Origin of the sequence: Sorangium sp. So ce327, assembly GCF_051530205.1 — a bacterium.
Taxonomy (GTDB): Bacteria; Myxococcota_A; Polyangia; order Polyangiales; family Polyangiaceae; genus Sorangium; species Sorangium cellulosum_B.
Window position 1 is genome coordinate 8,529,715 of record NZ_CP150330.1, and the last position, 22,985, is coordinate 8,552,699.

Annotated in this window: 22 protein-coding genes; 14 read left to right on the forward strand and 8 right to left on the reverse strand. The window is 72.2% G+C overall.

Annotated elements, in window-relative coordinates; translation table 11 throughout:
* Positions 1–406 precede the first annotated feature (406 nt).
* A complete protein-coding gene (locus tag WME95_RS31785) occupies positions 407–907 on the reverse strand; it encodes a hypothetical protein (protein ID WP_437903101.1) in 501 nt (166 codons plus the stop codon).
* A gap of 687 nt (positions 908–1,594) precedes the next feature.
* On the opposite strand from WME95_RS31785, the gene WME95_RS31790 reads away from it, so the two are divergent.
* Positions 1,595–1,969: an ArsR/SmtB family transcription factor gene (locus tag WME95_RS31790; RefSeq protein WP_437903102.1), complete on the forward strand. Its 375-nt coding sequence runs from the start codon at positions 1,595–1,597 to the stop codon at positions 1,967–1,969.
* On the forward strand, positions 1,966–2,739 hold the full coding sequence (locus tag WME95_RS31795; protein WP_437903103.1) for an SRPBCC domain-containing protein: 774 nt from the start codon (positions 1,966–1,968) through the stop codon (positions 2,737–2,739). The genes WME95_RS31790 and WME95_RS31795 overlap by 4 nt, the downstream gene beginning before the upstream one ends.
* A 64-nt stretch (positions 2,740–2,803) precedes the next feature.
* On the opposite strand, the gene WME95_RS31800 is transcribed toward WME95_RS31795, so the two are convergent.
* On the reverse strand, positions 2,804–3,382 hold the full coding sequence (locus WME95_RS31800) for a DUF6000 family protein (RefSeq protein ID WP_437903104.1): 579 nt from the start codon (positions 3,380–3,382) through the stop codon (positions 2,804–2,806).
* Between the two features lie 338 nt (positions 3,383–3,720).
* Between WME95_RS31800 and WME95_RS31805 the strand changes: the two genes are divergently transcribed.
* The 6 genes from WME95_RS31805 to tpx all read left to right on the forward strand — a co-directional run bounded on the left by WME95_RS31805 (position 3,721) and on the right by tpx (position 10,053).
* Positions 3,721–4,260, forward strand: coding sequence for a tetratricopeptide repeat protein (locus WME95_RS31805; RefSeq protein ID WP_437903105.1), 540 nt, complete (start codon positions 3,721–3,723; stop codon positions 4,258–4,260).
* Positions 4,261–4,416: 156 nt separating this feature from the next.
* Entirely contained in the window at positions 4,417–5,757 is a 1,341-nt protein-coding gene (locus tag WME95_RS31810) for an endo-1,4-beta-glucanase (protein WP_437903106.1), read from the forward strand.
* Positions 5,758–6,110: 353 nt separating this feature from the next.
* Positions 6,111–7,328, forward strand: a complete 1,218-nt coding sequence (locus WME95_RS31815) for a hypothetical protein (RefSeq protein ID WP_437903107.1) — start codon at positions 6,111–6,113, stop codon at positions 7,326–7,328.
* Between the two features lie 106 nt (positions 7,329–7,434).
* Positions 7,435–8,736: an SGNH/GDSL hydrolase family protein gene (locus WME95_RS31820; protein ID WP_437903108.1), complete on the forward strand. Its 1,302-nt coding sequence runs from the start codon at positions 7,435–7,437 to the stop codon at positions 8,734–8,736.
* Between the two features lie 253 nt (positions 8,737–8,989).
* Positions 8,990–9,361, forward strand: coding sequence for a hypothetical protein (locus tag WME95_RS31825; RefSeq protein WP_437542602.1), 372 nt, complete (start codon positions 8,990–8,992; stop codon positions 9,359–9,361).
* Between the two features lie 197 nt (positions 9,362–9,558).
* On the forward strand, positions 9,559–10,053 hold the full coding sequence (gene tpx, locus WME95_RS31830; RefSeq protein WP_437903109.1) for a thiol peroxidase: 495 nt from the start codon (positions 9,559–9,561) through the stop codon (positions 10,051–10,053).
* A gap of 108 nt (positions 10,054–10,161) precedes the next feature.
* On the opposite strand, the gene WME95_RS31835 is transcribed toward tpx, so the two are convergent.
* Complete coding sequence (locus tag WME95_RS31835; protein WP_437903111.1) at positions 10,162–11,631, reverse strand: cytochrome P450; 1,470 nt, start codon at positions 11,629–11,631, stop codon at positions 10,162–10,164.
* 138 nt (positions 11,632–11,769) lie between these two features.
* Here WME95_RS31835 and WME95_RS31840 point away from each other — a divergent pair, with 138 nt between their 5' ends.
* Positions 11,770–12,648, forward strand: coding sequence for a 1-acyl-sn-glycerol-3-phosphate acyltransferase (locus WME95_RS31840; protein ID WP_437903112.1), 879 nt, complete (start codon positions 11,770–11,772; stop codon positions 12,646–12,648).
* Between the two features lie 59 nt (positions 12,649–12,707).
* Here WME95_RS31840 and WME95_RS31845 read toward each other — a convergent pair whose 3' ends face one another.
* The 4 genes from WME95_RS31845 to WME95_RS31860 form a co-directional block, all read right to left on the reverse strand.
* The gene (locus tag WME95_RS31845) at positions 12,708–13,751 is read right to left on the reverse strand and encodes a glycosyltransferase family 4 protein (RefSeq protein WP_437903113.1); all 1,044 of its coding nucleotides are present in this window, start codon (positions 13,749–13,751) and stop codon (positions 12,708–12,710) included.
* A 74-nt stretch (positions 13,752–13,825) separates the two neighbouring features.
* Positions 13,826–14,224, reverse strand: a complete 399-nt coding sequence (locus tag WME95_RS31850) for a 6-pyruvoyl trahydropterin synthase family protein (protein WP_437293635.1) — start codon at positions 14,222–14,224, stop codon at positions 13,826–13,828.
* A gap of 22 nt (positions 14,225–14,246) precedes the next feature.
* The gene (locus WME95_RS31855) at positions 14,247–15,215 is read right to left on the reverse strand and encodes a zinc-binding dehydrogenase (protein ID WP_437903114.1); all 969 of its coding nucleotides are present in this window, start codon (positions 15,213–15,215) and stop codon (positions 14,247–14,249) included.
* Positions 15,216–15,306: 91 nt separating this feature from the next.
* A complete protein-coding gene (locus WME95_RS31860) occupies positions 15,307–15,996 on the reverse strand; it encodes a RibD family protein (RefSeq protein WP_437903115.1) in 690 nt (229 codons plus the stop codon).
* Between the two features lie 442 nt (positions 15,997–16,438).
* On the opposite strand from WME95_RS31860, the gene WME95_RS31865 reads away from it, so the two are divergent.
* On the forward strand, positions 16,439–17,128 hold the full coding sequence (locus WME95_RS31865) for a hypothetical protein (protein ID WP_437903117.1): 690 nt from the start codon (positions 16,439–16,441) through the stop codon (positions 17,126–17,128).
* A 51-nt stretch (positions 17,129–17,179) separates the two neighbouring features.
* Here WME95_RS31865 and WME95_RS31870 read toward each other — a convergent pair whose 3' ends face one another.
* Complete coding sequence (locus WME95_RS31870) at positions 17,180–18,091, reverse strand: glutathione S-transferase family protein (protein WP_437903119.1); 912 nt, start codon at positions 18,089–18,091, stop codon at positions 17,180–17,182.
* 335 nt (positions 18,092–18,426) lie between these two features.
* Between WME95_RS31870 and WME95_RS31875 the strand changes: the two genes are divergently transcribed.
* From WME95_RS31875 to WME95_RS31890, 4 genes are all read left to right on the forward strand, one after another.
* Positions 18,427–20,073, forward strand: a complete 1,647-nt coding sequence (locus WME95_RS31875; protein WP_437903120.1) for a long-chain fatty acid--CoA ligase — start codon at positions 18,427–18,429, stop codon at positions 20,071–20,073.
* A 73-nt stretch (positions 20,074–20,146) separates the two neighbouring features.
* Positions 20,147–20,608, forward strand: a complete 462-nt coding sequence (locus tag WME95_RS31880) for a PaaI family thioesterase (RefSeq protein ID WP_437542618.1) — start codon at positions 20,147–20,149, stop codon at positions 20,606–20,608.
* Positions 20,609–20,773: 165 nt separating this feature from the next.
* Positions 20,774–21,814: a 1-aminocyclopropane-1-carboxylate deaminase/D-cysteine desulfhydrase gene (locus WME95_RS31885; protein ID WP_437903122.1), complete on the forward strand. Its 1,041-nt coding sequence runs from the start codon at positions 20,774–20,776 to the stop codon at positions 21,812–21,814.
* 281 nt (positions 21,815–22,095) lie between these two features.
* Positions 22,096–22,953: a fibro-slime domain-containing protein gene (locus WME95_RS31890; RefSeq protein ID WP_437903124.1), complete on the forward strand. Its 858-nt coding sequence runs from the start codon at positions 22,096–22,098 to the stop codon at positions 22,951–22,953.
* Positions 22,954–22,985 lie beyond the last annotated feature (32 nt).

Genomic DNA, 22,985 nt, shown 5'->3' on the forward strand with positions numbered 1-22,985 from the left:
AAGGCGTCGATGAAGCTCGCGGCCGGCCGCCTCCTGCGCGTTCCCGAGCGTCGCGCCCGCGTCCTCCGGCTGCATCGGCGCCGGCGAGGGCTGCTCCAGCGAGACCCAGCCCAGCGTGCGGCGGATCACGGCCCCGCTCAGGGTCGCGCCCGCGATCTTGCTGCCCCACACCCGAGCGCCGGAGGGATCGACGCCGGCCATCCCCGCGTACCGCAGATCGGCGCCGCGTAGGTCGGCAGCGGCTTCTCGTCGAACGCCGTGGCCCCGATGCCGGAAGAATAGCGCGGCCGCGCGCCGCGTGGGCCAGCATCAGCGCCGACGTCGGAGATGCAAATGCGTTCCAGCAGCCGTCCGCGTCTTGGCAGTCGTCTCGCGCCAGATTGGGTCCTGCCGTCTACGCCAAGATTCATTGGCGCACCTGCCCGAGCTCCTCGCGCGGCTCAAGGACATCGAACTCGAACCACCTCTGCTGCAGGGCCTCACGAAAAGCAGGAATCGACAACCAGAGACGATCTGGACCGAACTCGCAAGGCAATGCTCGAAGTCGGTCAGCAAGCCAGGCGCGCTTCAGGCTCGGGTTCCGCTGGCGCGGCGGCCCGCCTGTCACGAGGTGGAGCAGGAGCTCGATGGTGCGGCCCTGTTCGTTGACCTTGTTGATACGCAAGCGCACGAGATCGGGAGAGAAACCGTGCTCGTGCCCCCAGAAGCAGTCATCGAGCGACAATGCCGAGCCCATGATGCTGAGACGACCGTCGGCCTTGTCTACGATCACACCACAAGAACCAACATACCCGACCCCAAAGAACCAGTACCCACCACGATCAATGACCGTGCGTTCAGACCAAACCGCCCCGAACTGCTCCGCATAGATCTGGACGACTTGGTGGGCTTGTTCCAGTGTCACCATGGGCCCTCTACTGCTGCAGCGCACGCCGCCGAACGCCTCACGGGTCTGCAGCCACGCGTGGCGCGGGCGGCAGCGGCCGCTCGCCGGGAGGACGCTTCGCTTTGAGCATGCTCCGAAAAGGAATTGGACTGGACGGCATTCAGCGCGGCGGCGGCGTCCTGCATCTCTGCATCAAGGTCGCATCCAACGCTCAAGAGCTCAATCCGGTAGGTCACGGCTGCTTGTCTCCACTCTCCATTGCGTAGACATCCAGTGCCTGCTCGCGTCGGTCTCGCGCGTAAACGCTGCATTTCTGGCAGCCGCACCAGGAACCACGCCTGCGGCGCGAGCAGCCCGCGCGGCGCCTCCAGATCAGTCGCCTTGTGCCCGTCCCCATGAAAGTCTCACGGAGCGGCTCTGCGCCGCAAGGCCCAAATGCTGTCCAGCACCCCAGGGTAGACCTGTCTAGCATCGGCGACACTCGCCGCCTTGCCGGGGGCCGGGAAGGGAGAATGTCATAGGCGGCTTCCAGCAGGAGCGGGGCGCAGGAGTGATGCAGGGCGTGGCAGCTCGCGCGCCTCGACAGATCGGCGACGAGGACGTCTTCTCGCACCGCCCGCTCGAGCACCGTCTCGTGCAGAGGATGCCGCCAGAGCTGACCTGTCGCCGACGTTGCGCAGCGCACGACGGGCGTGCGGGGACTCTTCGATGCGCTTGACAAGCCCAGCCCATCGCGGTACTGGTAACCCAACGGTTACCTATATGTCGCCCGCGAAAGCCGACATCGATGTGTTTTTTGTCATCGCCGATCCAACCCGTCGCGCGATCCTCGATCGTTTGCGCGCGGGTCCTGCCCCGGTGAACGAGATCGCGGCCGACTTCTCTCAGAGCCGCCCCGCGATCTCGAAGCACCTCCGCGTGCTCAAGGCGTCGCGGCTGGTGACCGAGGAGAAGGTCGGGCGCGAGCGGCTCTACACGCTGCGACCCGCGCCGCTGCAGAAGGCGATGGCATGGCTCGAGGGCTACCGCGCCTTCTGGGGCCGCAATCTCGAGTCGCTGAAGCGTTACCTGGAGGATACATGACAGCCAAGAGCATCCGAGCCCGTTCGATCGCCGATGTCGCGCAAGGGACGATCCTCGCTCGCATCGAGATCGCCGCGCCGCCGGAGCGCGTCTTCCGCGCGCTGACGACCGACGAGCTGACGAAGTGGTGGGGTTCTGCGGAGATGTATCGCACGACCGCCTTCACGATCGACCTTCGCGCCGGAGGGGCCTGGCGGACCGACGGCGTGGGGGCAGACGGCAAGCCGTTCCATGTCGGCGGCAGGGTTCTCGAATTCGATCCGCCTCGAAGGCTCGTCCAGACATGGGAACCGTCATGGGATGCGGACGCGCCCCCCACGACGGTCTCCTATCTCCTCGACGCCATCGAGACGGGTACGCGCCTCACGGTCCGACACGCTGGATTCGGCGCTCGTGTGGCGTCGTGCGAGAGCCACGCGGCAGGTTGGGAGCGTGTCCTGGGTTGGCTCACGAACCACGTCGCACCGCAACCGGAGCCACGCTTCTTTCTCTGTCGGCTGCTCCCGTCGCGCGCGACCTTCATGCAGGACATGACGTCTGATGAGCGCGCGGTCATGCAGGCGCACGGCAAATACTGGCGCGGCAAGCTCGCCGAGGGCCACGTGATCGCCTTCGGACCCGTCGCCGACCCGGCGGGCGGATGGGGCGTCGGCATCGTTGCCGTCCGCGACGAAGCCGAGCTCCGTACATTCCAGAGCGAGGATCCCGCGATCAAGTCCAACATCGGGCTGCGGTACGAGGCGCTGCCCATGCTCACGGCCGTGTACTGACGGCTGATGCGGCGCTCCGAAGGGGACGTGCGCACGCGCGGCCAGCGGACCACGCGCGCGCGCATCAGCTGACCTCGCTGGCGCCGAGGTCGTCCAGGAAGGCCATGGCACGCGCTACCCGCTCCACGCCGCGTCCCGGATCCAAGGCACCCAACTCCCGGCCGTGCTCGGATACCTTCCAGAGCTCAGGAGCCTTCAGAAAGGGCGCCGCGCGATTCGCGGCCAGGCGAGCGTCGAGCCACACCAAGGATCCCACAGCCCACTCTTGATCGTACTCGCGATCGCCGACCGGCAAGTACGACTGGAGGTAGAGCGTCAGCGCGTCGGATGCAGGGTGATCCTCGTAGCGCGCGGTCGCGACAGAGAAGCCCTGTCCCGCATAGCAGGTCGCGCTGGCGAGCAGTCTCTCGCCGATCACGCCTCGAAACGTCGCGAGCCGACGGGCCGCGATGATCCATGCCGCCGTCAGCTGCTCGCGCCACGATCCGTTGAGCCAGTAGCCAAGCTCGAGATCGGGGAGAGACGTCACCGCATCCAGGAACTGCCGCGCGAACGCATGCCGCCGCTCCGGCGGCTCGTCGAGGAAGTTCGCGTGCAGAAGGAGCAGGTAGAGTGGGGATCCGTGCCTTGACCAAGCGTCCATACGGTTAGTTTGGCTAACTATCCATCGATCGGCCAACCGAAGCCGTTAGGCCAGGTCTGTCCAGCTCGTCGCTTTCTGTGCCTCCCTCACGAGAAATCCCACGCACCGGCGCTGCGCTGCAAGGCCCAAATGCTGTGACGGCGGCGAGGGCCTGGCTCTACGTCGAGGCGCTGACGTGCTGGTCGGTCGCCAATCGCGTGAGGAGCGCCTCGACGTGTGCCGGCCCGAGGTCGCGCTGACCGCGGCGGCCATCGCACCTCTGCGGCTCTCCCCTTCCTTCGCTCTCCGCTGGCTCCGATCGCTACCGCCGGCCGCGCCTCCGCGCTACGTTCGCCGCCGTGGACGCCCCCAGACCGTCCGGCGCTCGCCGCGCGCTGCTCATCGGCCTCCCCGTCGCCGCGCTCGCCGCGGCGGCCTTCCTCTTCGTGGATCGCGACCAGCGCCCCGCACCGAATGCGCGCCCGCCGAGCGCCGAGCCCCGCGTGGCCCGCGAGCCGCAGCGCCGCGACGAGGCGCCCGTCGTCCCCCCCGCTCCCCCGCCGGCCACTGCCACCGTGAGCGCCGCAGCACAGGAGTCGGAGCCGGCGCCGGACACCGACCCCGAGGCCAGCATCATCGACCGCATGCGCGCCGCCTTGACGAGCAACCCGGAGGAGGTGCTCCGGCTCGACGACGAGGCGTCGCGCGACTTCGGCGACAGCCCCCGCGCCGCCGAGCGCGGCCTGCTCCGCGTGCGGGCGCTCGTGCGCCTGGACCGGATCGGCCAGGCCCGCAGCCTCGCGGAAGACCTCATCGCGCGCTACCCGGACGATCCCTCGGCGAAGAGTGCGGCCGCGTACATGGGGATCCACCCGAGGCCGCGCGGGCCGTCCAGGTAAGCGGCGATACCGCGGGTGCCCTTCGAAGCTCACATGATCTTCGTCAGGGCCGCTGCGACCACGATCTTGTAGCAAGAGCAGAACGTTGCGCAGCGAGTCACTGAACCGATTAAGAGTTCGGGCTGGTCCGGCGCGCGTTTCTGGTGATAATCGGGCATGCGCAACTGGCTTCTTCTTGTCGGGGTTCTCCAGCTCTCCGTGGCTGGATTCGGCTGTGGCGACGGACTGGACGGCGGCGGCGAGGGCGGCGCCGGCGGCGAAGCGGGGGACAGCGGCCCCAGCGGGAGCAACTCCTCGGGCGCCGGCGCACCTGCGAGCTCCGGCGCGGGCGCCGGCTCATCCACCGGCTCCGGCGCCGGCGCCGGCTCATCCACCGGCGGGCCCGCGAGCACGGGCAGCGGCGATCCGGTGGCCGGCAGCAGCACCAGCAGCGGGGGAGAGCCCAGCGAATGCGCCGGCGCCGGCGAGGACGAATGTCCGTTCGAGGCAGGGGTCGAGATCGCCTGCCGCCTTCGCTTCATGTACGGCGTGAACTACGCCTGGCGCGATTTCGGCGCCGATTTCGGCGGTCAGACCAAGTGGAGCCAGGCGGGCATCTCGGGCAAGAAGAGCCAGGTGCTCGCCGACCTGCAGGACATGCGCGCCCACGGCGTGGACGTGGTCCGCTGGTGGATCTACCCCCGCTTCTACGGCGACCAGATCAACTTCGACGGACAGGGCAACCCGACCGGGCTCGGCGGCACCTCGACGCAGGACATCCTGGCGGCGCTCGAGCTCGCGGACCAGGCGCAGGTCAACGTGATGTTCACGCTGTTCTCCTTCGATGGCTTCCACAAGACATCGTACAATCCTCCGAACGGCCTGTCGGTCGCGAGCATGGGGCCCCTCGTCGCGGACGCCGGCCGGCGCGCCAAGCTCATCGAGAACGTCGTCCGCCCCATCGCTCGGACGGTGGCGTCGAGCCCGCACCGCGACCGGATGCTGGCCTGGGATGTCATCAACGAGCCCGAGTGGGCAATGACCGGGCCGAGCCTCTACGGCGGCGACCCGGCGTTCGAGGGCGACTCCAGCAAGTTCGATCTCGTCACACACCAGCAGATGGAAGCGCTCGCCAAGGAATCGGCCGCCGTGCTGAGGGGAGAGACCGGCGCGCCCGTGAGCGTCGGCAGCGCCGCCATCAAATGGGGTCAGGCGTGGACGCGCTCGGGCGTCGACTTCTACCAGGTCCACATGTACGGCTGGGTCAACGACTACTTCCCGTACACCAAGCCCCTCTCCGAGTATGGCCTCACGGACAAGCCGGTCGTCATGGGGGAGTTCCCGATCAACATGGCAGAGATGGACGTGGGCTACGACAAGTTCGTGGGCGACCTCTACAACATGGGGTATGCGGGCGCGCTCTCGTGGTCGATCACCGATCGGAACTTCCCGTGGTCGTCCAACAAGACCACCGTGAAGGCGTTCGCCGATCAGCACCCCTGCGAGACGCGCTACTGAGCGCCGGGTGAGCGCCGCTGCCCGCGGCGCTCACCTTCCCTGCTTCCCTGCTTCCCTGCTTCCCTGCCCCGGATCCGAACTGGGCCGCTGAGCCGGCCCGGCGAGCTCGTCCTCGATGACACGAGCGGCGCCTGCGTGACAGCTTGCCCCAGCGTGTGGCGCATTGCCGCGCGGCGGCGCGATCCGGCCGCGAGGCCGTCTGTCGGGGCGTCGGCGCTCCTCTCCCCTCGACAGGGTTTCAACTGGGCACGTCGGTTGCTGAACGGATGGAAACGGGTGGGCCCGCTGCTCACGGAGGTGACCGCCTTCGTGAGGCTCGAGAGTTGTTCACCAGCACCCAGAGGGAGAGCGAGATGGCACGAGATCGCTACGAGGGCCGGGATTTCCGTGACGAGGGGCCGCGCGACGACTGGCGTCCCCGGGACGAGCGCTGGCGCGCGCCGCGGGACGACGATCAGCGCGGATTCCGCGGTCACGAGGCGGAGCGCGACGCGTTCGAGCGAGGGTCGTACAGCCGCGGCAATTACGCGAACCAGAGCGGCGGCAGCCGGCAGGCAGAGCTGGGCCAGCTGCCGCGGCCGTACGATCAGCAAGGGCGGGGAGACGGCAGAGACCCGTGGAGGGCGGGCGGCCAGCACGCACAGGACGACCGCGGCGGCTCCGAGAGGCGCTGGCAGGAGCAGGGTGGCGCCGGCGCGCGCGGCTACCGCGAGCCCGAGGAGCGCCGCGCCTACGGACAGGACAGCTCCTCGTGGGAGCGGCTCGGCGGGCGTGACGATCACTTCAGCGGGCGGGGCGCCGAGGACGAGCGAAGAGGGTTCGGCTCCATGCAGCGAGGGCGCGACGAGAACCGCGGCTGGCGCGACGAAAGCCGCGGCTACTACGGCCGCGACGCGGGCCGCGGCTTCTCCGGACCGGACGAGGACCAGGGCCGCGGCGCCTACGGGCGCCACGACCACGGCCGCGACGAGCAGAGCCAGAGCCGACGCTACCAGGGCAACGAGCACGGGCGAGACGACGACCGGGGCCGCGGCTACGCACGAGACGACTATCAGGGCCGCGGCCATGCGCGAGACGACTATCAGGGCCGCGGCCATGCGCGAGACGACTACCAGGGCCGCGACCACGGGCGAGACGATGACCAGGACCGCGAGCGCTACCAGGGCCGCGGCTACACCCGAGGCGACTATCAAGGCCGCGAGGATCAGTATCGTAGCCACGGCTACGGGCGCGGCGAGGACCAGGATCGATATCGAGGCCGCGACGAGAGAAACGCCCCTGGCCACCAGGACGGCCGAGGCGACCACGGGCGCGGCTACCAGGGCCGCGGCGAGGAGCGCGAGGGCCGCGGCCGCAGCGAGGAACGCAGCGGATACGGCGACATCTACAATCGCCCGGAGCGCCGGCCCGGGTTCGGCCGCTTCATGGGCGACGAGCTCCCGCAGGGGTACTCGACCCGCGTCCACGAGCGCGACGACGTACGCGCCTCGCAAGGCCAGCGCCACGAGCGCTCCCCCGCCGAGGACAGCGGGCGCTCCAGGTACAAGAGCCAGGACCGGACCTGGAACTGAGATCAACCGATCTCCGCAGCTCGACGCCCGCGCTGCGGTGTCTGCCCCTGCGCGCAGGAGGAGATTCGAGTTGTCCGCGCCACGGACCTAGAGCATCCTCGCGCGCATGAAACGACAAGCTTACTCCAATCTCCCGAGGCTCGCTTCCATCTGCTGCATCGCCTGGTCGGCGCTGGCCGGCTGCGGTGACGACGACTCGAATGCAACGACGGGAACGACGGGCTCGGGCGGCGGCTCATCCACCTCGAGCAGCGCCTCCGGCGCAGGGGGCGACGGCGGCACGGGCGAAGGCGGCGGTGGCGGCGACGGCGGCGGTGGCGCGGAGCCCGGAACGACCTCGTCGAGCACGAGCGGCGCGGGCGGCGAAGATCCCTCCGGCGACACCATCCGCTTCATCGGGCGCTTCGACACCACGAAGCCCGAAGGCCCCCGCTTCTCCTGGGCCGGCAGCGCGATCGTCACGCGGTTCTCGGGGACGTCGATCGGCGTCCGCTTCAACGACGAGTCGACCGCGGCGGAATCCAACTTCTTCCAGGTGGTGCTCGACGGCGAGGCGAAGGGCGTCCTCAAGGTCAACAGCGAGGAAGATCTCTACACGGTCGCAGAAGGGCTGCCCGACGGCGAGCACGACCTCGTGCTCCACCGCCGCACCGAGCCGCTGGTCGGCGTGTCGCAGTTCCTCGAGTTCGTACCGGAGCAGGGCGAGGCGCTCCTGCCGGTCCCGGCGGCGCCCGCGCGCCGGATCGAGGTGATCGGCGACTCGATCTCCGCCGGCTACGGCGTCGATGGCGCCAACGAGACTTGCCCGTTCACGAGCGATACGGAGAACAACTACCTCGCCTACAGCGCCCTGACAGGCCGGCTCGTCGGGGCCGACACCACGATCGTCGCGTGGTCCGGCAGAGGCGTGTACCGGAACTACGACGGTGAAGTCGCGCCCACGATGCCCGAGATCTACGGCCGGACGATCGCCGACGAGGCAGAGCCCGCCTGGGACTTCTCGTCCTGGGTGCCGCAGGTCGTGGTCATCAACCTGGGCACGAACGACTTCAGCATCAACGTCCCGGGCGACGCCCAGTTCCGCGCGCCGTTCACCAATGCCTACGCGGGCCTCGTCGAGACGGTCAGGACGAACTATCCGGACGCGTTCATCTTCTGCACCATCGGGCCCATGCTGAGCGACTCGTACCCGGAAGGCGCCCAGGCGCTCACCAGGGCGCGCTCCTACATCGGCCAGGTGGTGAAGGCCCGGAACGACAGCGGCGACGACAAGGTGCGCGTCCTCGAGTTCCCTGCGCAGGACGGCGCGGCGAACGGGCTCGGCTGCGACTACCACCCGAGCGTCAAGACGAACGCGCTCATGGCCCAGCAGCTCGCGGAGGCCATCCGCGAAGAGCTCGACTGGTAAGGGCGGCGCGGGGCCGGGGCATCGTGCCACCGGCCCATCGCGACCGCTGTGGCACGACGCACCACGCATCCCAGGCCCAGCGCAGTGCCCACCTCGCAGGGAGCGAGCGTCGGTCCCATCCGTTCGCCGTGGCGCGCGCGGATCGGCCATCCAGCTTCATGGTACACGCGGTGCATCTCCCGCCATCAGAACAGCGGAAGGGCGGCGGCGCCGAGAGCGCTTGAGAGCGCGTCGCCGAGCGAGGAGATCATCCATGCAGACCAAGCGAGACAGCTCCCTGCGGGCCACGAGCCGGAACCACAGCCATGATTTCATGGAGGCGGCGCGCAGGAGCGCCGGTCGCGCGGAGAGGCGAGATGCGTTCATCCCCGACCCGGGCGACGGCCCCCCCGAGGTGCTCGACGAGCTCGCCGAGCAGATCGCCGAGCAGTACGTCGCCTCGGCGACGTCGGGCAGGGGCGACACCACCGAAGACTACGAAGACAGGGTGGAGCCGGAGGAGATCGGGGGCCCCTTCGTCATCACGACGGCCGAACAGGAGATCGGGTACAGCAGGGACTCCACGAACCCCGATGACGGCGAGGTCGAGCCGTTTCCGCTGGTCCATCGCTCGCCGCTCCGCTGATCGCGCGCTCCTCCGCGCGCGGGCGATCGACGCTCGCGCGCCGCTCGCCCGGGCAAGACCGCCCGGCCAGCGCGCAGCGCGCGCACGCCAGACGAGCGGAGCTCCGGCCGGGGCAGCCTGGTTGGTTCTGCTTGGCGTCCGCCCCCGGCGCGCCTACGAGAGGCGCTGCTGCACAGAGCACAGAGGAGGAGTCGACCATGGCTGAGACCAAGTTCAAGGGAAGCCCCATCCACACCGCCGGCGAGCTGCCGTCCGTCGGCGCGACCGCCCCCGACTTCACGCTCGTGAAGACCGACCTCTCCGAGCGAAAGCTCTCGTCGTACGCCGGCAAGAAGATCCTCAACATCTTCCCGAGCGTCGACACCTCGGTCTGCGCGAGATCCGTGCGCACGTTCCACGAGCGCGCCGAGAAGCTCCCGGGCGTGACGGTGCTCAACATCTCGGCGGACCTGCCGTTCGCGCACGCCCGCTTCTGCGCGTCCGAGGGCATCTCGAACGCGGAAGGCCTGTCGACGTTCCGGGGAGATTTCGGCCAGAAGTACGGCGTCACGCTCGTCGACGGGCCGCTCGCCGGCCTGCTCGCGCGCTCGGTCCTCGTGCTCGACGAGCAGAACAAGGTGCTCCACGTCGAGCTCGTCCCGGAGATCGCGCAGGAGCCCGATTACGACGCGGCCCTCGCCAAGGTGCAGTGAGCCGGAGCGCCGGCGCGCGGGCACCTCGTGAGGCCCCGCGCTCGCGCGCCTCGTGATCTCACGCGCTCGCGCGCCTCGTGATCTCACGCGCTCGCGCGCCTCGTGATCTCACGCGCTCGCGCGCCTCGTGAACCGGATGCGCAGCCCCTCCGGCTGCATCGCGAACGCCATCCGCTCCCGCACCGGCGCGGTGTGATCCGCCAGGTGCACCGTGAAGCTCCGGAGCACCATGCCGACCGTCACCGCGCACTCCAGGAGCGCCATCGCGCGCCCCGGGCAGACGCGCGGCCCGCCGCCGAACGCGAGCGCCATCCTCGGCTCGTGGGGTAGCGTCGACGGCGCGCCCCCGAGCCAGCGCTCGGGGCGAAACGACTCCGGATCGCCGAAATACTCGGGCTTCCTCCCCGTCGCGCGCGTGAGCGCCACGACGCCGGCGCCGGCGGGCACGGCCACGTCGCCCACCGCGGTGTCGTGGTTCGCCTCGAGGAAGAGCAGCGGCGCGGCGGAGCGCAGGCGCAGCGTCTCCTGCGTGACGGCGGCCGTGTACTCGAGGCGCTTGCACTGCTCCAGCGTCGGGATCAGGCCGCCGCCGAGCACGCGATCGACCTCGTCGCGGGCGCGCGCCTGCACGTCGGGGCGCGAGCCCAGGTAATAGAGGATCCACGCGAGGGTGTTCGCGGTGGTGTCCTCGCCCGCGAGCAGCATCGTCAGCACGTTCGCGTAGACCTCGGCGTCCGAGAGGCGCGCCCTCGGGTCCTCGCCGTCCCGCGCGGCGATCATGAGCTCCAGCAGCGTCCGCGGGCGCTCGGGCCGCTCCCCGCCGCCCTCGATCTCGCGCCGCGCGGCGGTCACGAGCTCGAGGATGAGCCGCTTCACCGCGACCAGGGCGCGGTCGTAGGCGCGGTCGGCCGGCAGGCCCAGGTAGCGCCAGTAGGGCAGCGGCGCGAGCATCCGCCGGTTCAATCCGAGGAACACGCGCTGGAGGTGCTCCTGGAGCGCGTCCGCCCCGCGCTCGAGCGTGTTGAGATCGCGGCCGAAGGCGACCGACGAGGTGACGTCGACCGAGTAGCGCATGAGATCGCCGAGCACGTCGCGGGCGGCGCGCTCGTCGGCCGCCCGCGACCAGAGCTCGCGCAGCCGGCCCGTGATGTCGCGGATGCTCGGGAAGAAGCCCTCGACGTGCCTTGGATGGAACGTCGGGTGGATCAGCTGCCGCTGCTTCCGCCACGCGTCGCCGTCCGCGGAGAACAGGCCGACCATGTCCGCCTCGCGCGACACGGCCTCGATGGCGCGCACCCGCCGGAACACCGCGGGGCGGCGCTGGAGCACGTCGCGCACGAGCTCGCCGTCCACGACGACGAGGACCGGCTGCCGGCCCATCCGCACGACGAACAGGTCTCCATGGGCGCGCCACCACCGCTCGAACTCGAGGTGCCAGCGGTCGGGGTGGAGCGCGAGCAGATTGCCAAGCACAGGCAAGCCCGGCGGCCCCGGGAGATCCGCGAGCGTCCGCCGAGGGCGCGCGGCCGCGTCGCCGCGGCCGATCGCGTCCTCCATGGCAGGGGGCGTGGCGTTCATGCCCCCTTCATACAGAGGCGGCGCGCCCCGACGCAAACCCGACAGGCGACAGAGGACGCGCCCCATCGCGCTGGACGATGTCGGGGGGCGGAGCGCCGGCGCTGGCGAGGTGGCGTCGACACGGAGTAAGACGCGGACATGACGGAGCCGCTGGAGCGACAGCTCGCGAACCTGTCCGGCGCCGAGATGGTGGCGGCGCTCGGCCTCGGCGGGGCGCCGGCGTGGGTGCGCCGGGCCGGGCGCGCGGCCTTCGCCGTCCCTTCGTGGCCGCTCGGGCGCGTGCTCGCGCGCTTCGATCGGCGCACCGGCGAGGCGGGGCTCCACGTCGCGGCGCGGGAGGCGCTCGCCGGCTTCGGGGCGCGCTGGACGGCCGACGCGGCGCCGCCGTCGCGCGGGGCGCTGCTCGTCGTGTCGAACCACCCCGGCGCCTACGACGCGCTCGCGCTCATGGCGGCGCTCGGCCGGGAAGACCTCATGATCGTCGCGGCCGACCGGCGGTTCCTGCGGGCGCTGCCCCACGTGAGCCGGCGGCTGCTCTTCGTGCCGATCGACGAGGTCGGCGCGATCGCCCTCGCCGCGCGGTCGGCCGGCGTGCGCCGCGCGCTGCGGCACCTGCGCCGCGGAGGCGCGCTGCTGCACTTCCCCGCGGGGCGCATCGAGGCGGATCCGGCGTTCGCGGGCCAGGGCGACGCGCTGCTCGCGGCGTGGCATCCGAGCGCCGGCACGCTGCTGCGCGCGGCCGCGGCGGCGGGAGGGCGCGCCGCCGTGGCGATCGTCTCTGGGGTGCACTCGCCACGGGCGAAGCGGCTGGCCATCACGCGGTGGGCCGAGCGCCGCGGGATCACGACGCTGGCGCCGCTCCTGCAGGCGGCGCTGCCGGGCTTCGACGACGTCGAGGTGCGGGTCCGCCTGGGCGAGGCGCGGGACGCGGCGGAGGTGGCGCGCGGGGCCCCCGACGACGCGTCGCTCACGCGGCGGCTGAAGGACGAGGCGGCGGCGCTGCTCGCGGGGGCGTGACGGCCCGGCGCCCCGGCGCGGCGCGATCCTGCCCGCTCCTCGCCGAGGCGGTCATCCGCTCATCTGCGCGTCGCGCGCGCGAGCGCCGCGCGCACCGCGGCCGCGGTGCCGTCCCAGGTGGGCAGCGCCGCGGCCCGGACGGCCGCCGCGCGGCTCATGCTCGCCCGGAGAGCGCCGTCCTCGAGGAAGCGGGCGAGCGCCGGGGCGGGGCCCTCGACGTCGTCCCAGAGCAGCGCCTCCGCGCCGTCCTGGACCGCCTCCGCGATCGCGCCGGCGCGGGCGGCGAGCACCGGAACGCCGGCTCGGACCGCCTCCGTGAGCACCATGCCGTAGCCCTCCAGCGACGAGGGCAGGACGAGCGCGTCCGCCGCCGCGAGCTCGGCCGCGAGCGCCTCGTCCCCGAGCACGCCGGGCGCCGAGACGCGCGCCCGCAGGAACGCGGAGCCGGCGATCGCGCGGCGCACCCGCCCGGCGTAGGCCGGGTCGCGCGCCGCGTCCCCGATGAGCACGAGCGTGGCATGCGCGCTCCCGACCCGCTCGAACGCCGCCAGGAGCTCCAGCAGCCGCTTGCGCGGGATGAAGCTCCCCACGAACAGGAGCCGCAGCGGGCCGCCGTCCCGCCGGGCGCGGGGGAGCAAGGGGAGCCGGTCCGCGCCCGGCGTCGCCACGTCGACCCGGGCGAGCCCGAGCTCGCGCCGGAGCCGCGCCGCGGTCGTCGCGCTCGTCGCGAGGTGCGCGTCGCACAGGCGGATCACCGCCGCCTCCGCGAGCGAGAGCGCCGCGCGCCGCGGGCCGGGCGGGAGCTCCCACGCGCTCAGGTGGTGCACGAGGAGCGCGCGCGCGATCCGCCGCGGCAGCGCCGCGAACGCCGGCAGGAGCTCCGGGAAGCAGAGCTCGTCGCCGACCACCACGGCGGGGTCGATCCGGGCGAGGCGCCGCGCGAGGGCGAGGCCGGCGAGCGCCCGCGACCGCGGCGCCGGATCGAGGGACACGACCTCCACGGCGTCGCCCCGGGCGCGCAGCCGCTCGACGACGAGCCGATCGTAGATGTAGCCGCCCGTTGTCTGGTCGAGGGCGCCGTAGACGATCCAGGCGATGCGCATCGGTCAGGGGAGCGGCCCGGCCTGATAGCCGCCCTCGCGGCGCGCCGCAACGAGCCCCGCCGCGGCGGCCGGCGCTACAGGTCGCGCTCGAAGCCCGCGTACGCCGACGGCGACTCTCGGACGAGCACCCTCAGCGTCGATCCCGGGAGCGGCGCCTCTCCCGCGGGCAGCCTCGCGATCTCCTCGGCGAGGAGCCCGGCCACGTGCTCGGCCACGCGCTCGGTCGTGGAGGTGCGCCCGGGGAAGGCGGGGTGCTCGTCGAGGTTCGTGTAGTCGATCGTGTCGAGCACCCGGCGCAGCGACGCGTGCAGCGCGCCGATGTCCATGACCACGTGGTGCGGGCCGAGCGCCTTCGCGCGGATCTCGATCTCGACGGAGTACGTCGCGCCGTGCATCCGGGTCGCCGGGCCGAAGAACGGATCGGAGAAGCTGTGCGCGATCATCACGTGATCGCTGACGCCGAGGAGGAACATGGCGGTGGCGGGCCTCTGACTTCTAGGGTGCCTCTCGCGTAGCCGATCGTGCGCCGTACCGGAAGACCGTCTGCAACCGCGCCCCGGGCTCGGCCGCGAGCTCTGCGTACACCGACGGCGCCGCGTCGATCGGGACGGACGGGTCCAGCAGCGCGTCGAGCGCCGGATCTTCGAGGAGGGCGCGGACGAGCGCGAAGCGCCGCGCGTGGTCCCAGCGGGGCGCGCGCTCCGGCGGGATCGTCGAGACCTGGCTCGCCCGCAGGCGCAGGCGCCGGCGGTGGAACTCCGCGCCGAGCGCGACCGGGCTCGTCCGCGCCCCGTAGAACGACGCGACCGTCACCGTCGCCTCGCGCGCCGCGTGCGCGATCGCGCGGTCGAGCTCCTCCGGATGGCCGGTCGCGGCGATCACGGCGTCCGCGTCGCCGCGCGGCCGGTCGTCCTCGGGCCGGAGCGCCGCGGCGGCGCCGAGCGCGAGGCCGACCTGGCGCCGCCGCTCGCTCGGCTCGACGAGCCGGACCACGGCCCCGGCGCGCCGCGCGAGCGCCACGATGAGCAGCCCGACGACCCCGCCGCCGAGCACCACCACGGCGTCTCCGAGCCCCACCCCCGCGTCCCACACGCACGTGATCGCCGTCTCGAGGTTCGCGGCCAGCACCGCGCGCTCGGCCGGGATCGAGCGAGGCAGGCCGCGCGCCGCGCCCGGCCCGAGCAGGTGGAGATCGCCGTGGGGCGCGAGCGCGAAGACGCGGTCGCCCGGCCCGAGCGCCGCGCCCTCGCCGCGGGCGACGACCTCGCCGACCCACGCGTAACCGTAGCGGCGCGGGTAGGTCGGCGCGCCTTCAGCGTCTGGCGCGTCGAGCGACGGGTCGAACGGCGTCGGCCCCTCGCCGCGGAAGAGCAGCAGCTCCGTCCCCTGGCTCACGCCCGAGGCGAGCGCGCGCGCCACGACCTCGCCGGGCCCGGGCGCGCGCGGCGGGGCCCCCGGACGCACCTCGACGAGCCCTGGCCGGACGAACCAGAGCTCCCGGGCGGGGGGCGGGGCGGCGTCGCTCGGCGTGATGGCCCCGGGCGGCGCGGGCGCGTCAGTCGGGATAACGCACCTCCCCTCGCAGCAGCACGTTGCCCCCGAGGAGCTCGACCGCCGGCTCGCGCAGGTCGATCGCCGACGCGAGCGGCGCCTCTCCCAGCGCGCCGACCGCCGGGATCGCCGTGTCGCCGAGGAAGCGCGGCGCGATCTCGACCTCTGCGCGGTCGGCGAGGCGCGCGCGCAGGAACGAGGTGAGCACGGCGCCGCCCCCCTCGACGAGCAGCCGCCGCACGCCGCGCGCGTGGAGCTCGGCCAGCGCGTGCGGCAGCGAGACGAGGCCGCTGGCGTCCGCGGGCACGACGATCACCTCTGCGCCGCGCTCCTCGAGCCACGCCTGCGCCGCGCGCGGCGCGCGCCCCGCCGCGCCGAAGACGACCACGCGCCCGCCGGCCGGCTGCCCGCTGCCGGGCGGCTGCAGCAGGCGCGCCCCTTCCGGCACGCCGAGGGCGCTCGCCAGCACCACGCGCATCGGCTGGCGCCCCTCGCACCCGCGCAGGGTCAGCCGCGGATCGTCGATCACGACGGTGCGGATCCCCACGAGCACCGCGTCGTGCTCCGCGCGCGCCCGGTGGGCGCACACCAGCCCGGCGGGCGTGCTGAGCATGACGCGCTGGTCCCGGGCCGCGATCCGGCCGTCGAGCGTCTGGGCGAAGTGGAGCGTGACCCGCGGGCGCGGCAGGCTCATGGCGCGCTCGCGGGTGCGCGTCCGGCGCGGGCGAACGCGCGGGGGAGAGGGGACTTTGCCGCGGTCCCGAGCCGACAGTGGAGCCTCCGGGGCACGACGGCACTCTAGACCAGAACGTGGGAACCGGGGAGGAGCACGAGCACTCGATCACCCAGTTCCACGCTTTCCCGGAACGCACTCATCTCCGCGCCCAACAGCCTCATCCGTCATCGAGCGACTCGAAGCACCGATGAAGATCAGAGAGACACGGTTCGAGCGTTCTCTGGCGACTCCTACCCTCGATGGGCGAAAAGACGATGTCGAGCGGCGCTCCCACGCGAACACGCAAAGCACCGAGGTCGCCGGAGCGACGCGAACCTGAAGAGCCTCGACTTCTACGTCGACGTGAACTGAGCGCCACCGCTCGCTTGCCGCGCAGGCCCAGGCGCCCTATCGCGCGGTGATGCCGATCAGCTGGCCGGATCTCTCCTCGCGCTGCGAGCGCGCTGGCCTCCCGCTCCGCGGCGGCTTCCACCCGCGCGAGGGCGACGGCGTGCCGGCGGCAGGCGACCTCCCCGCGGGGACGCTGGTCCTGCTCGGCAACGCCGGCCCGTCGATGTGGCGCGCGTTCTCGCGCGCCCGCAAGGACGCCCCCGATCTCGCGCTCGACGACTGGACCGCCGCCGTCGTCTCCCCGCTCGCGGCCGAGCTCGGCGCGGCGGCCCTGTTTCCCTTCACCGGCCCTCCCTACTGGCCGTTCCAGCGCTGGGCGCAGCAGGCCGAGGCGCTGTCCCCGTCGCCCCTCGCCATCCTCATCCACCCGCGATTCGGCCTCTGGCACGGGTACCGCGCCGCCCTCGTGTTCGCGGAGCGGCTGTCGCTCCCGCCCCGCGAGGATCTGGCGAGCCCCTGCGTCTCGTGCGCCGGCCAGCCCTGCCTGAGCGCCTGCCCCGTGTCCGCGTTCTCCCCTGGCAGCTACGATGTCGCCGCGTGCGTCGGCCACCTCGACGCCGGGCCTGGCGCAACGTGCATGACCGGAGGGTGCCTGTCGCGCCGCGCCTGCCCGATCGGGCAGGAGCACATCTATCCCGACGAGCAGCGCGAGTTCCACATGCGCGCGTTCCGGCGCGCGATGTCGAGCACGGCCAGCTAGCGAGGACCGCGGCGGAACGCAGAGCGCGCCGGCCCGGGCGCGCGGCGCGGCTCACTGCTTCCTGATGCGATATCCGGCGCGCGGGAAGTGCACCGCGATCTCACCCACGTCCGGATCGCTGCGTCGTATCGTGATCTCGGCGGCCGAGAGCCGCACGACCACGCCCCGGGTCTCCTCTGGACCGTAATCGTCAGCCGTGATCGTCACGGCGTCTCCCGGCGACAGGCCCTCTCCGGTCGCGGTCTCCCCGCCGGCGACGTCGGCCGGCTCGGACGCGCGGGCCGCCGCGAGCGCCTCGGCGGCGGTCATCGCTCGGACGTCGCCGGGGCCGAACGCCTCGATGCGCGCGAACCACGCCGCGAGCGCGGGCCGCGCCTCGATCGCGGCGGACAGCCTGGCGCTCCGGTTCAGGAACCAGACCGGGTGGAAGCACGCCGCGTCCGCGATCGAGAACGCGTCGCCCAGCAGGAAGGGCCGGCCACGGAGCTGGCGCTCCAGCCGATCGAGCGACAGCAGCGCCTGGCTCAGGGCGTGCGGCGCGGCCTGGAAGATCGCGTCCTTGCCGAGCGCCGGCGACATCGCCGCGCGATCGGCAAGGATGCCGGGCGGCAGGACGGCGAACATCTCCACGACAACCGGCGGCACGGCCTGGGACATCAACCGATGATCCGCCCAGTCCTCGATCAGCTCGACCAGCCCGGCCTGGCCCGGCGGGACGCACGAAGGCTCCGGTCGTATCTGCTCCAGGCGCCGCGCGATGCACGCCGTGTCACAATAGATGTCCGCGCCGATCTGCAAGACCGGGATCCGCCGATATCCCCCCGTGAGCGGCGTCAGCTCCGGCTTCGGCGCCATCATCGGTTGCTCGACCGATCTCCACGCGATCTTCTTGTACGCGAGGATCCGGCGGATCTTCTCCGCGAAGAGCGATAACGGATAGTTGTGCAGGATGAGCTCAGCCATGGACGACCTCGTGCGCTGGCGACCTCTTCGGGTCGGCGTTCGCTGTCGAATCTAATGAGGGCGCCGCGCGCCGCTCTTGGAGGATCTTGCGATCCCCCGCCCCCTCTCGAGAGCTCCGGGGCGCCGGATCAGGCCGCCGGCGCGGACCCTGACGCCGCTCGCCCGGGCGCCGCGCGCCCCGCATCTCCCGCGCGCGCCGCATTCCCTGCGCGGCGCCGCCCGCGAGCCGCTAGCCTCCGCTTCGGGGGGCGGCGCCGCGGTCTCGCGGCGCCCTTGAAGCGCCCTCCTGACTCGACAGGTCCCCGCGCCTCGCGCGGGACGAGGAGGCACCGCCCATGCTCGCCGGCCGCATGATGGATTACCCGCTCACGTTGACCCACTTCCTCGACCGGGCGCGGACGTACCACGCGCGCTGCGAGATCGTGACCCAGAACCCGGACAGGACCGTCTCCCGCTCCACGTATGCCGATCTCCACCGCCGCGCGTCGAAGCTCGCGCACGCGCTCACGCGGCTCGGCGTCCGCGCGGGCGACCGCGTCGCGACGCTCTGCTGGAACCACGCCCGGCACCTGGAGCTCTACCTCGGCGTCCCGGCCATGGGCGCGGTCCTCCACACCCTGAACCTGCGCCTCCACCCGAGCGAGCTCGGGTACATCGCCTCCCACGCCGAGGACAAGGTCGTCGTCGTCGACCGCTCGCTCCTCCCGCTCTTCCGCAAGTTCGCGCCGGAGGTCCGCAGCATCCAGCGCGTCCTTGTCCTCGACGACGACGGGCCCGTGGATCCGGCGGCGGGCGACGGGCTCGACTACGAGGCGCTGCTCGCGCCCGAGCCGGATCACTTCGACTTCCCGAGCCTGGATGAGCGCTCCGCGGCCATGCTCTGTTACACGTCGGGGACGACCGGCAACCCCAAGGGCGTGGCCTACAGCCACCGATCGATCGTGCTCCACACGCTGGTCTCCTGCATGCATGACGCGCTCGGCTTCCGCGATCGCGACATCGTCCTTCCGGTGGTGCCCATGTTCCACGCGATGGCCTGGGGGCTGCCGTACGCGGCGATCGCGACCGGCGCGCGCGTCGTGCTCCCCGGCCCGCACCTCGACGCCGCGTCGCTGCTCGATCTCATGGCCAGGGAGCGCGTCACGTTCGCCGCGGGCGTCCCCACCATCTGGCTCGGGATCCTCGCGCTCCTCGACGAGCACCCGAAGCGCTGGGATCTCTCGTCGATGCGCGCCATGGTGATCGGCGGCTCGGCGGCGCCCCCCGCGCTCATCGAGGGCTTCCGCGCGCGCCACGGGCTCGTGGTCCTCCACGCCTGGGGGATGACCGAGACCAACCCGCTCGGCACCGTCGCCCACCTCCGGAGCAGCCTTGGCCGCCTCCAAGAGGACCCGGCCGCCTCGCTGCAGACGCGCGCGTCGCAGGGCTACCCGGTCCCGTTCATCGATCAGCGCCACGTCGACGCGAACGACCGGCCGCTGCCCTGGGACGGCAGGACGATGGGTGAGCTCGAGGTGCGGGGCCCCTGGGTCGCCTCGTCGTACTTCGGCGGCGAGGGCGAGGACCGCTTCACGAAGGACGGCTGGTTCAAGACCGGCGACGTCGTGACGATCGACGGCGAGGGCTACATGCGCATCGCGGATCGAACGAAGGACGTGATCAAGTCGGGCGGCGAGTGGATCAGCTCGGTCGCGCTGGAGAACGCGCTCATGAGCCACCCGGCCGTCCTGGAGGCCGCTGTGTTCGCGGCGCGCCACCCCCTCTGGGGCGAACGCCCGCTCGCCGCGATCGTCCTCCGGCAGGGCCAGAGCGCCTCGAAGGAGCAGCTGCACGCCCTCCTCGAGCCGCGCTTCGCGAAGTTCTGGCTCCCGGACGAGTACCTCTTCCTCGAGCGGATCCCGCGCACCTCGACCGGCAAGTTCCTCAAATCGAAGCTGCGCGAGGAGTTCGCCGATCTCCTGGAGAAGAAGGCATCCGGATGACGCGCTGACGCGCCCGCGCGCCCGGGGAGAAATCGCCGGAAGCTCCCGGCAAAGCGTGTACTACGCTGCCGCCATGGCCGAAGGGGAACCCGAGGATTTCGCCGCCGCGCTGAACGCCGCGGCCATCGACGGCTGGATCAGCGCCATGGGTCTCCGGCTGATCCGCGCCACGCGCGACGAGGTGGAGGCCGAGCTCGACATCGGGCCGCAGCACCGGCAGGCCTATGGCATCGTCCACGGCGGCGTCCACGCGGGCATCGTGGAGACGCTGGCGTCGATCGGCGCCGCGCTCCATGCCCTGCCGGACGGCCGCTCGGTCGTCGGGCTCGAGAACCACACGAGCTTCCTGCGCGCGGTCCGGTCGGGGCGGCTTCGCGCCACCGCGCGCCCGCTCGACCGCGGGCGGCGCACCCAGGTCTGGGAGGGCTCGGTCTACGACGAGGAGGGCCGGCTCTGCGCCTCGGGGCGCGTGCGCCTCCTCGTCCTGGAGCCCGACGCGACGCTCGCGGGGCAGCGCGCCGGCACCCCCGGGTGATCGTCGATCGCGCGAGCGCCTGACCGCCAGCTCCCCCTGACCCCTGATTGCGCGATCGCTGGCTCGCCTGACCCCCTGATTGCCCGCTCGCCCGATTGCCCGATCGCCCGAGCGCCTTACACCCTTCGCGAGGTGCCCCCGTTGCGCGACGCAGCCGCCCTTCGGATGATCGACTCCATTCCCCGGCTCGGCTGGGTCGGCGCGCCCTCGCCGGTCACGGCGCTGCCGCGGCTCGCCTCCGCGCTCGGCGTCGAGTTCCTCGGCGTCAAGCGAGACGACCTCTGCGAGCCCCTCCACGGCGGGATGAAGATGCGGAAGCTCGACTACGTGCTCGCCGCGCCGCCCTTCTCGACCGCGGCGGCGTGGTCCGCGGCGGGCGGCATCGGCTCGGGCAACGTGGCGGCGCTCGTCGCCGCGGCGCAGCGGCTCGGCCGGAGGGTGCACGCGCACCTCTTCTGGACCGACCTCTCCAGGGGCGTGCTCGACAACCTCGCGTTCACCGCCTCGGGCCCGGCCTCGATCCGCTTCTACCCGTCGCGCCTCGAGCTCGCGCTCGCGCGCCCGTCGCTCTTCCTGCCGCTCCGCGCCCGGGACGACGACGGCGCGGCGATCGTGCCGCTCGGCGCCACGTCGGCGCTCGGCATGCTGGGCGCGGTGCGCGCGGCGCTCGAGCTCGGCGCGCAGATCCGGGCCGGCGAGCTCCCCGAGCCCGCGCGCGTCTACGTGCCGCTCGGCTCCGGCGGCACCGCCGCCGGGCTCGCCGTCGGGCTCGCGCTCGGCGGCCTGCGCTCGCGGGTCGTGGCCGTCGCCGTCGTCGAGCGCCTCCTCGCTTCGCGCTTCCGCCTCCGCGCCCTCACCGCCGAGCTCCGCGCCGCGCTCGCGCGGCGGGGCGTCGCGCCCGTGCCCCCCGCGGCGCCGATCGACGTCGTGCACGGCTACCTGGGCCGCGGGTATGGATCGCCCACGCCCGCGTCGCTCGCCGCCTGCGACGCCCTCGCCGCCGAGGGGATCTCGCTGGAGCCGGTCTACACCGGCAAGGCCATGGCCGCGCTCATGGCGCACGCGCGCGAGCGCCGGCTCGGTCCGGTGCTGTTCTGGCAAACCGCGCGGCGCGAGCCCCTGCCCCGGCACGACGGTTTTTGCGAGCGGCTCCCGGCCGCGCTGTCGCGGCGCCTCGGCGCCCACTGCGGCGGCGGATCTCGATAAACGACCTACATCTCGGCGCCTGCCCGGCGCTCGTGCGGCCGTCGCTCGGCTGCACTTTTCTCCGCTTCGGCCTCGTGCTGCCAGCGCACGGCGGCAATTTTCTGGATCGCACCGCCATTGCGACGAGATAGAATTGCTGTCTCGCTTGCGCCCTCGGCGACCGCCCATCCCGGCGCTCGTAATGCCGAGGCCCGCGCGCACACAACGCGCAAAACATGCGCAAACCACGCACAACGGACGCGCAGACCACGCGCGGTATCCCCCACACAAGGAGTCTTTACATGCTTAGGCCGCTACAGTCGAACTGGTGTACTCCGCTCGCAACCATGCTCGTGTTGGCCGGGGTCGCGTGCGGGGGCGGCACCGATGGTGCGAGCGACTCCAGCAACAGCGCCGGCGCGGGGTACGGCTCGGGCACGGGCGGCAGCGACTTCGGGTCCGGTGTGTCGGCGGGCGCGGGCAACGGGAACGGCAGCAGCGGCAGCGGCGACGGGTGCAACGCGAGCCTCACGGGCATCGTGCGCGACTTCCGCGCCTACGAAGACGGCGAGGGGCACCCTGACTTCGAGACGTTCACGGGCCAGGGCCTGAAAGGCATCGTCCAGCGCGAGCTGGGCCCGGATCAGAAGCCCGTCTATGCGCATGACGGCGGTACCGCGCACACGACGGGGCCCGAGGAGTTCAACCAGTGGTACCGGGACGTCGAGGGCGTGAACATGCCCATCCAGTTCACGATCACGCCCGTCGTCGGCGCGGACGGCATTGCCACCTACGAGAACCGGGCCTTCTTCCCCATCGACGAGCAGGGCTTCGGGAACGAGGGGAGGCAGCATAACTTCCACTTCACGTTCGAGCTCCACATGACGTTCGTGTACAACGGCGGCGAGGAGTTCAGGTTCTCCGGCGACGACGATCTCTGGGTGTTCATCAACAACCGGCTCGCCATCGATCTGGGCGGCCTCCACGGCCCGCAGAACGACAGGCTCGATCTCGACGCGATGGCGAACGAGCTGGGGATCACGCCCGGGCAGGAGTACGCGCTCGACTTCTTCCACGCCGAGCGGCACACGAGCGAGTCGAACTTCACCATCCAGTCGACGCTCGCGTTCACGAACTGCGAACCCATCTTCGTTGACTGATCCGCTCGACTGATCCGCTCGACTGATCCGCT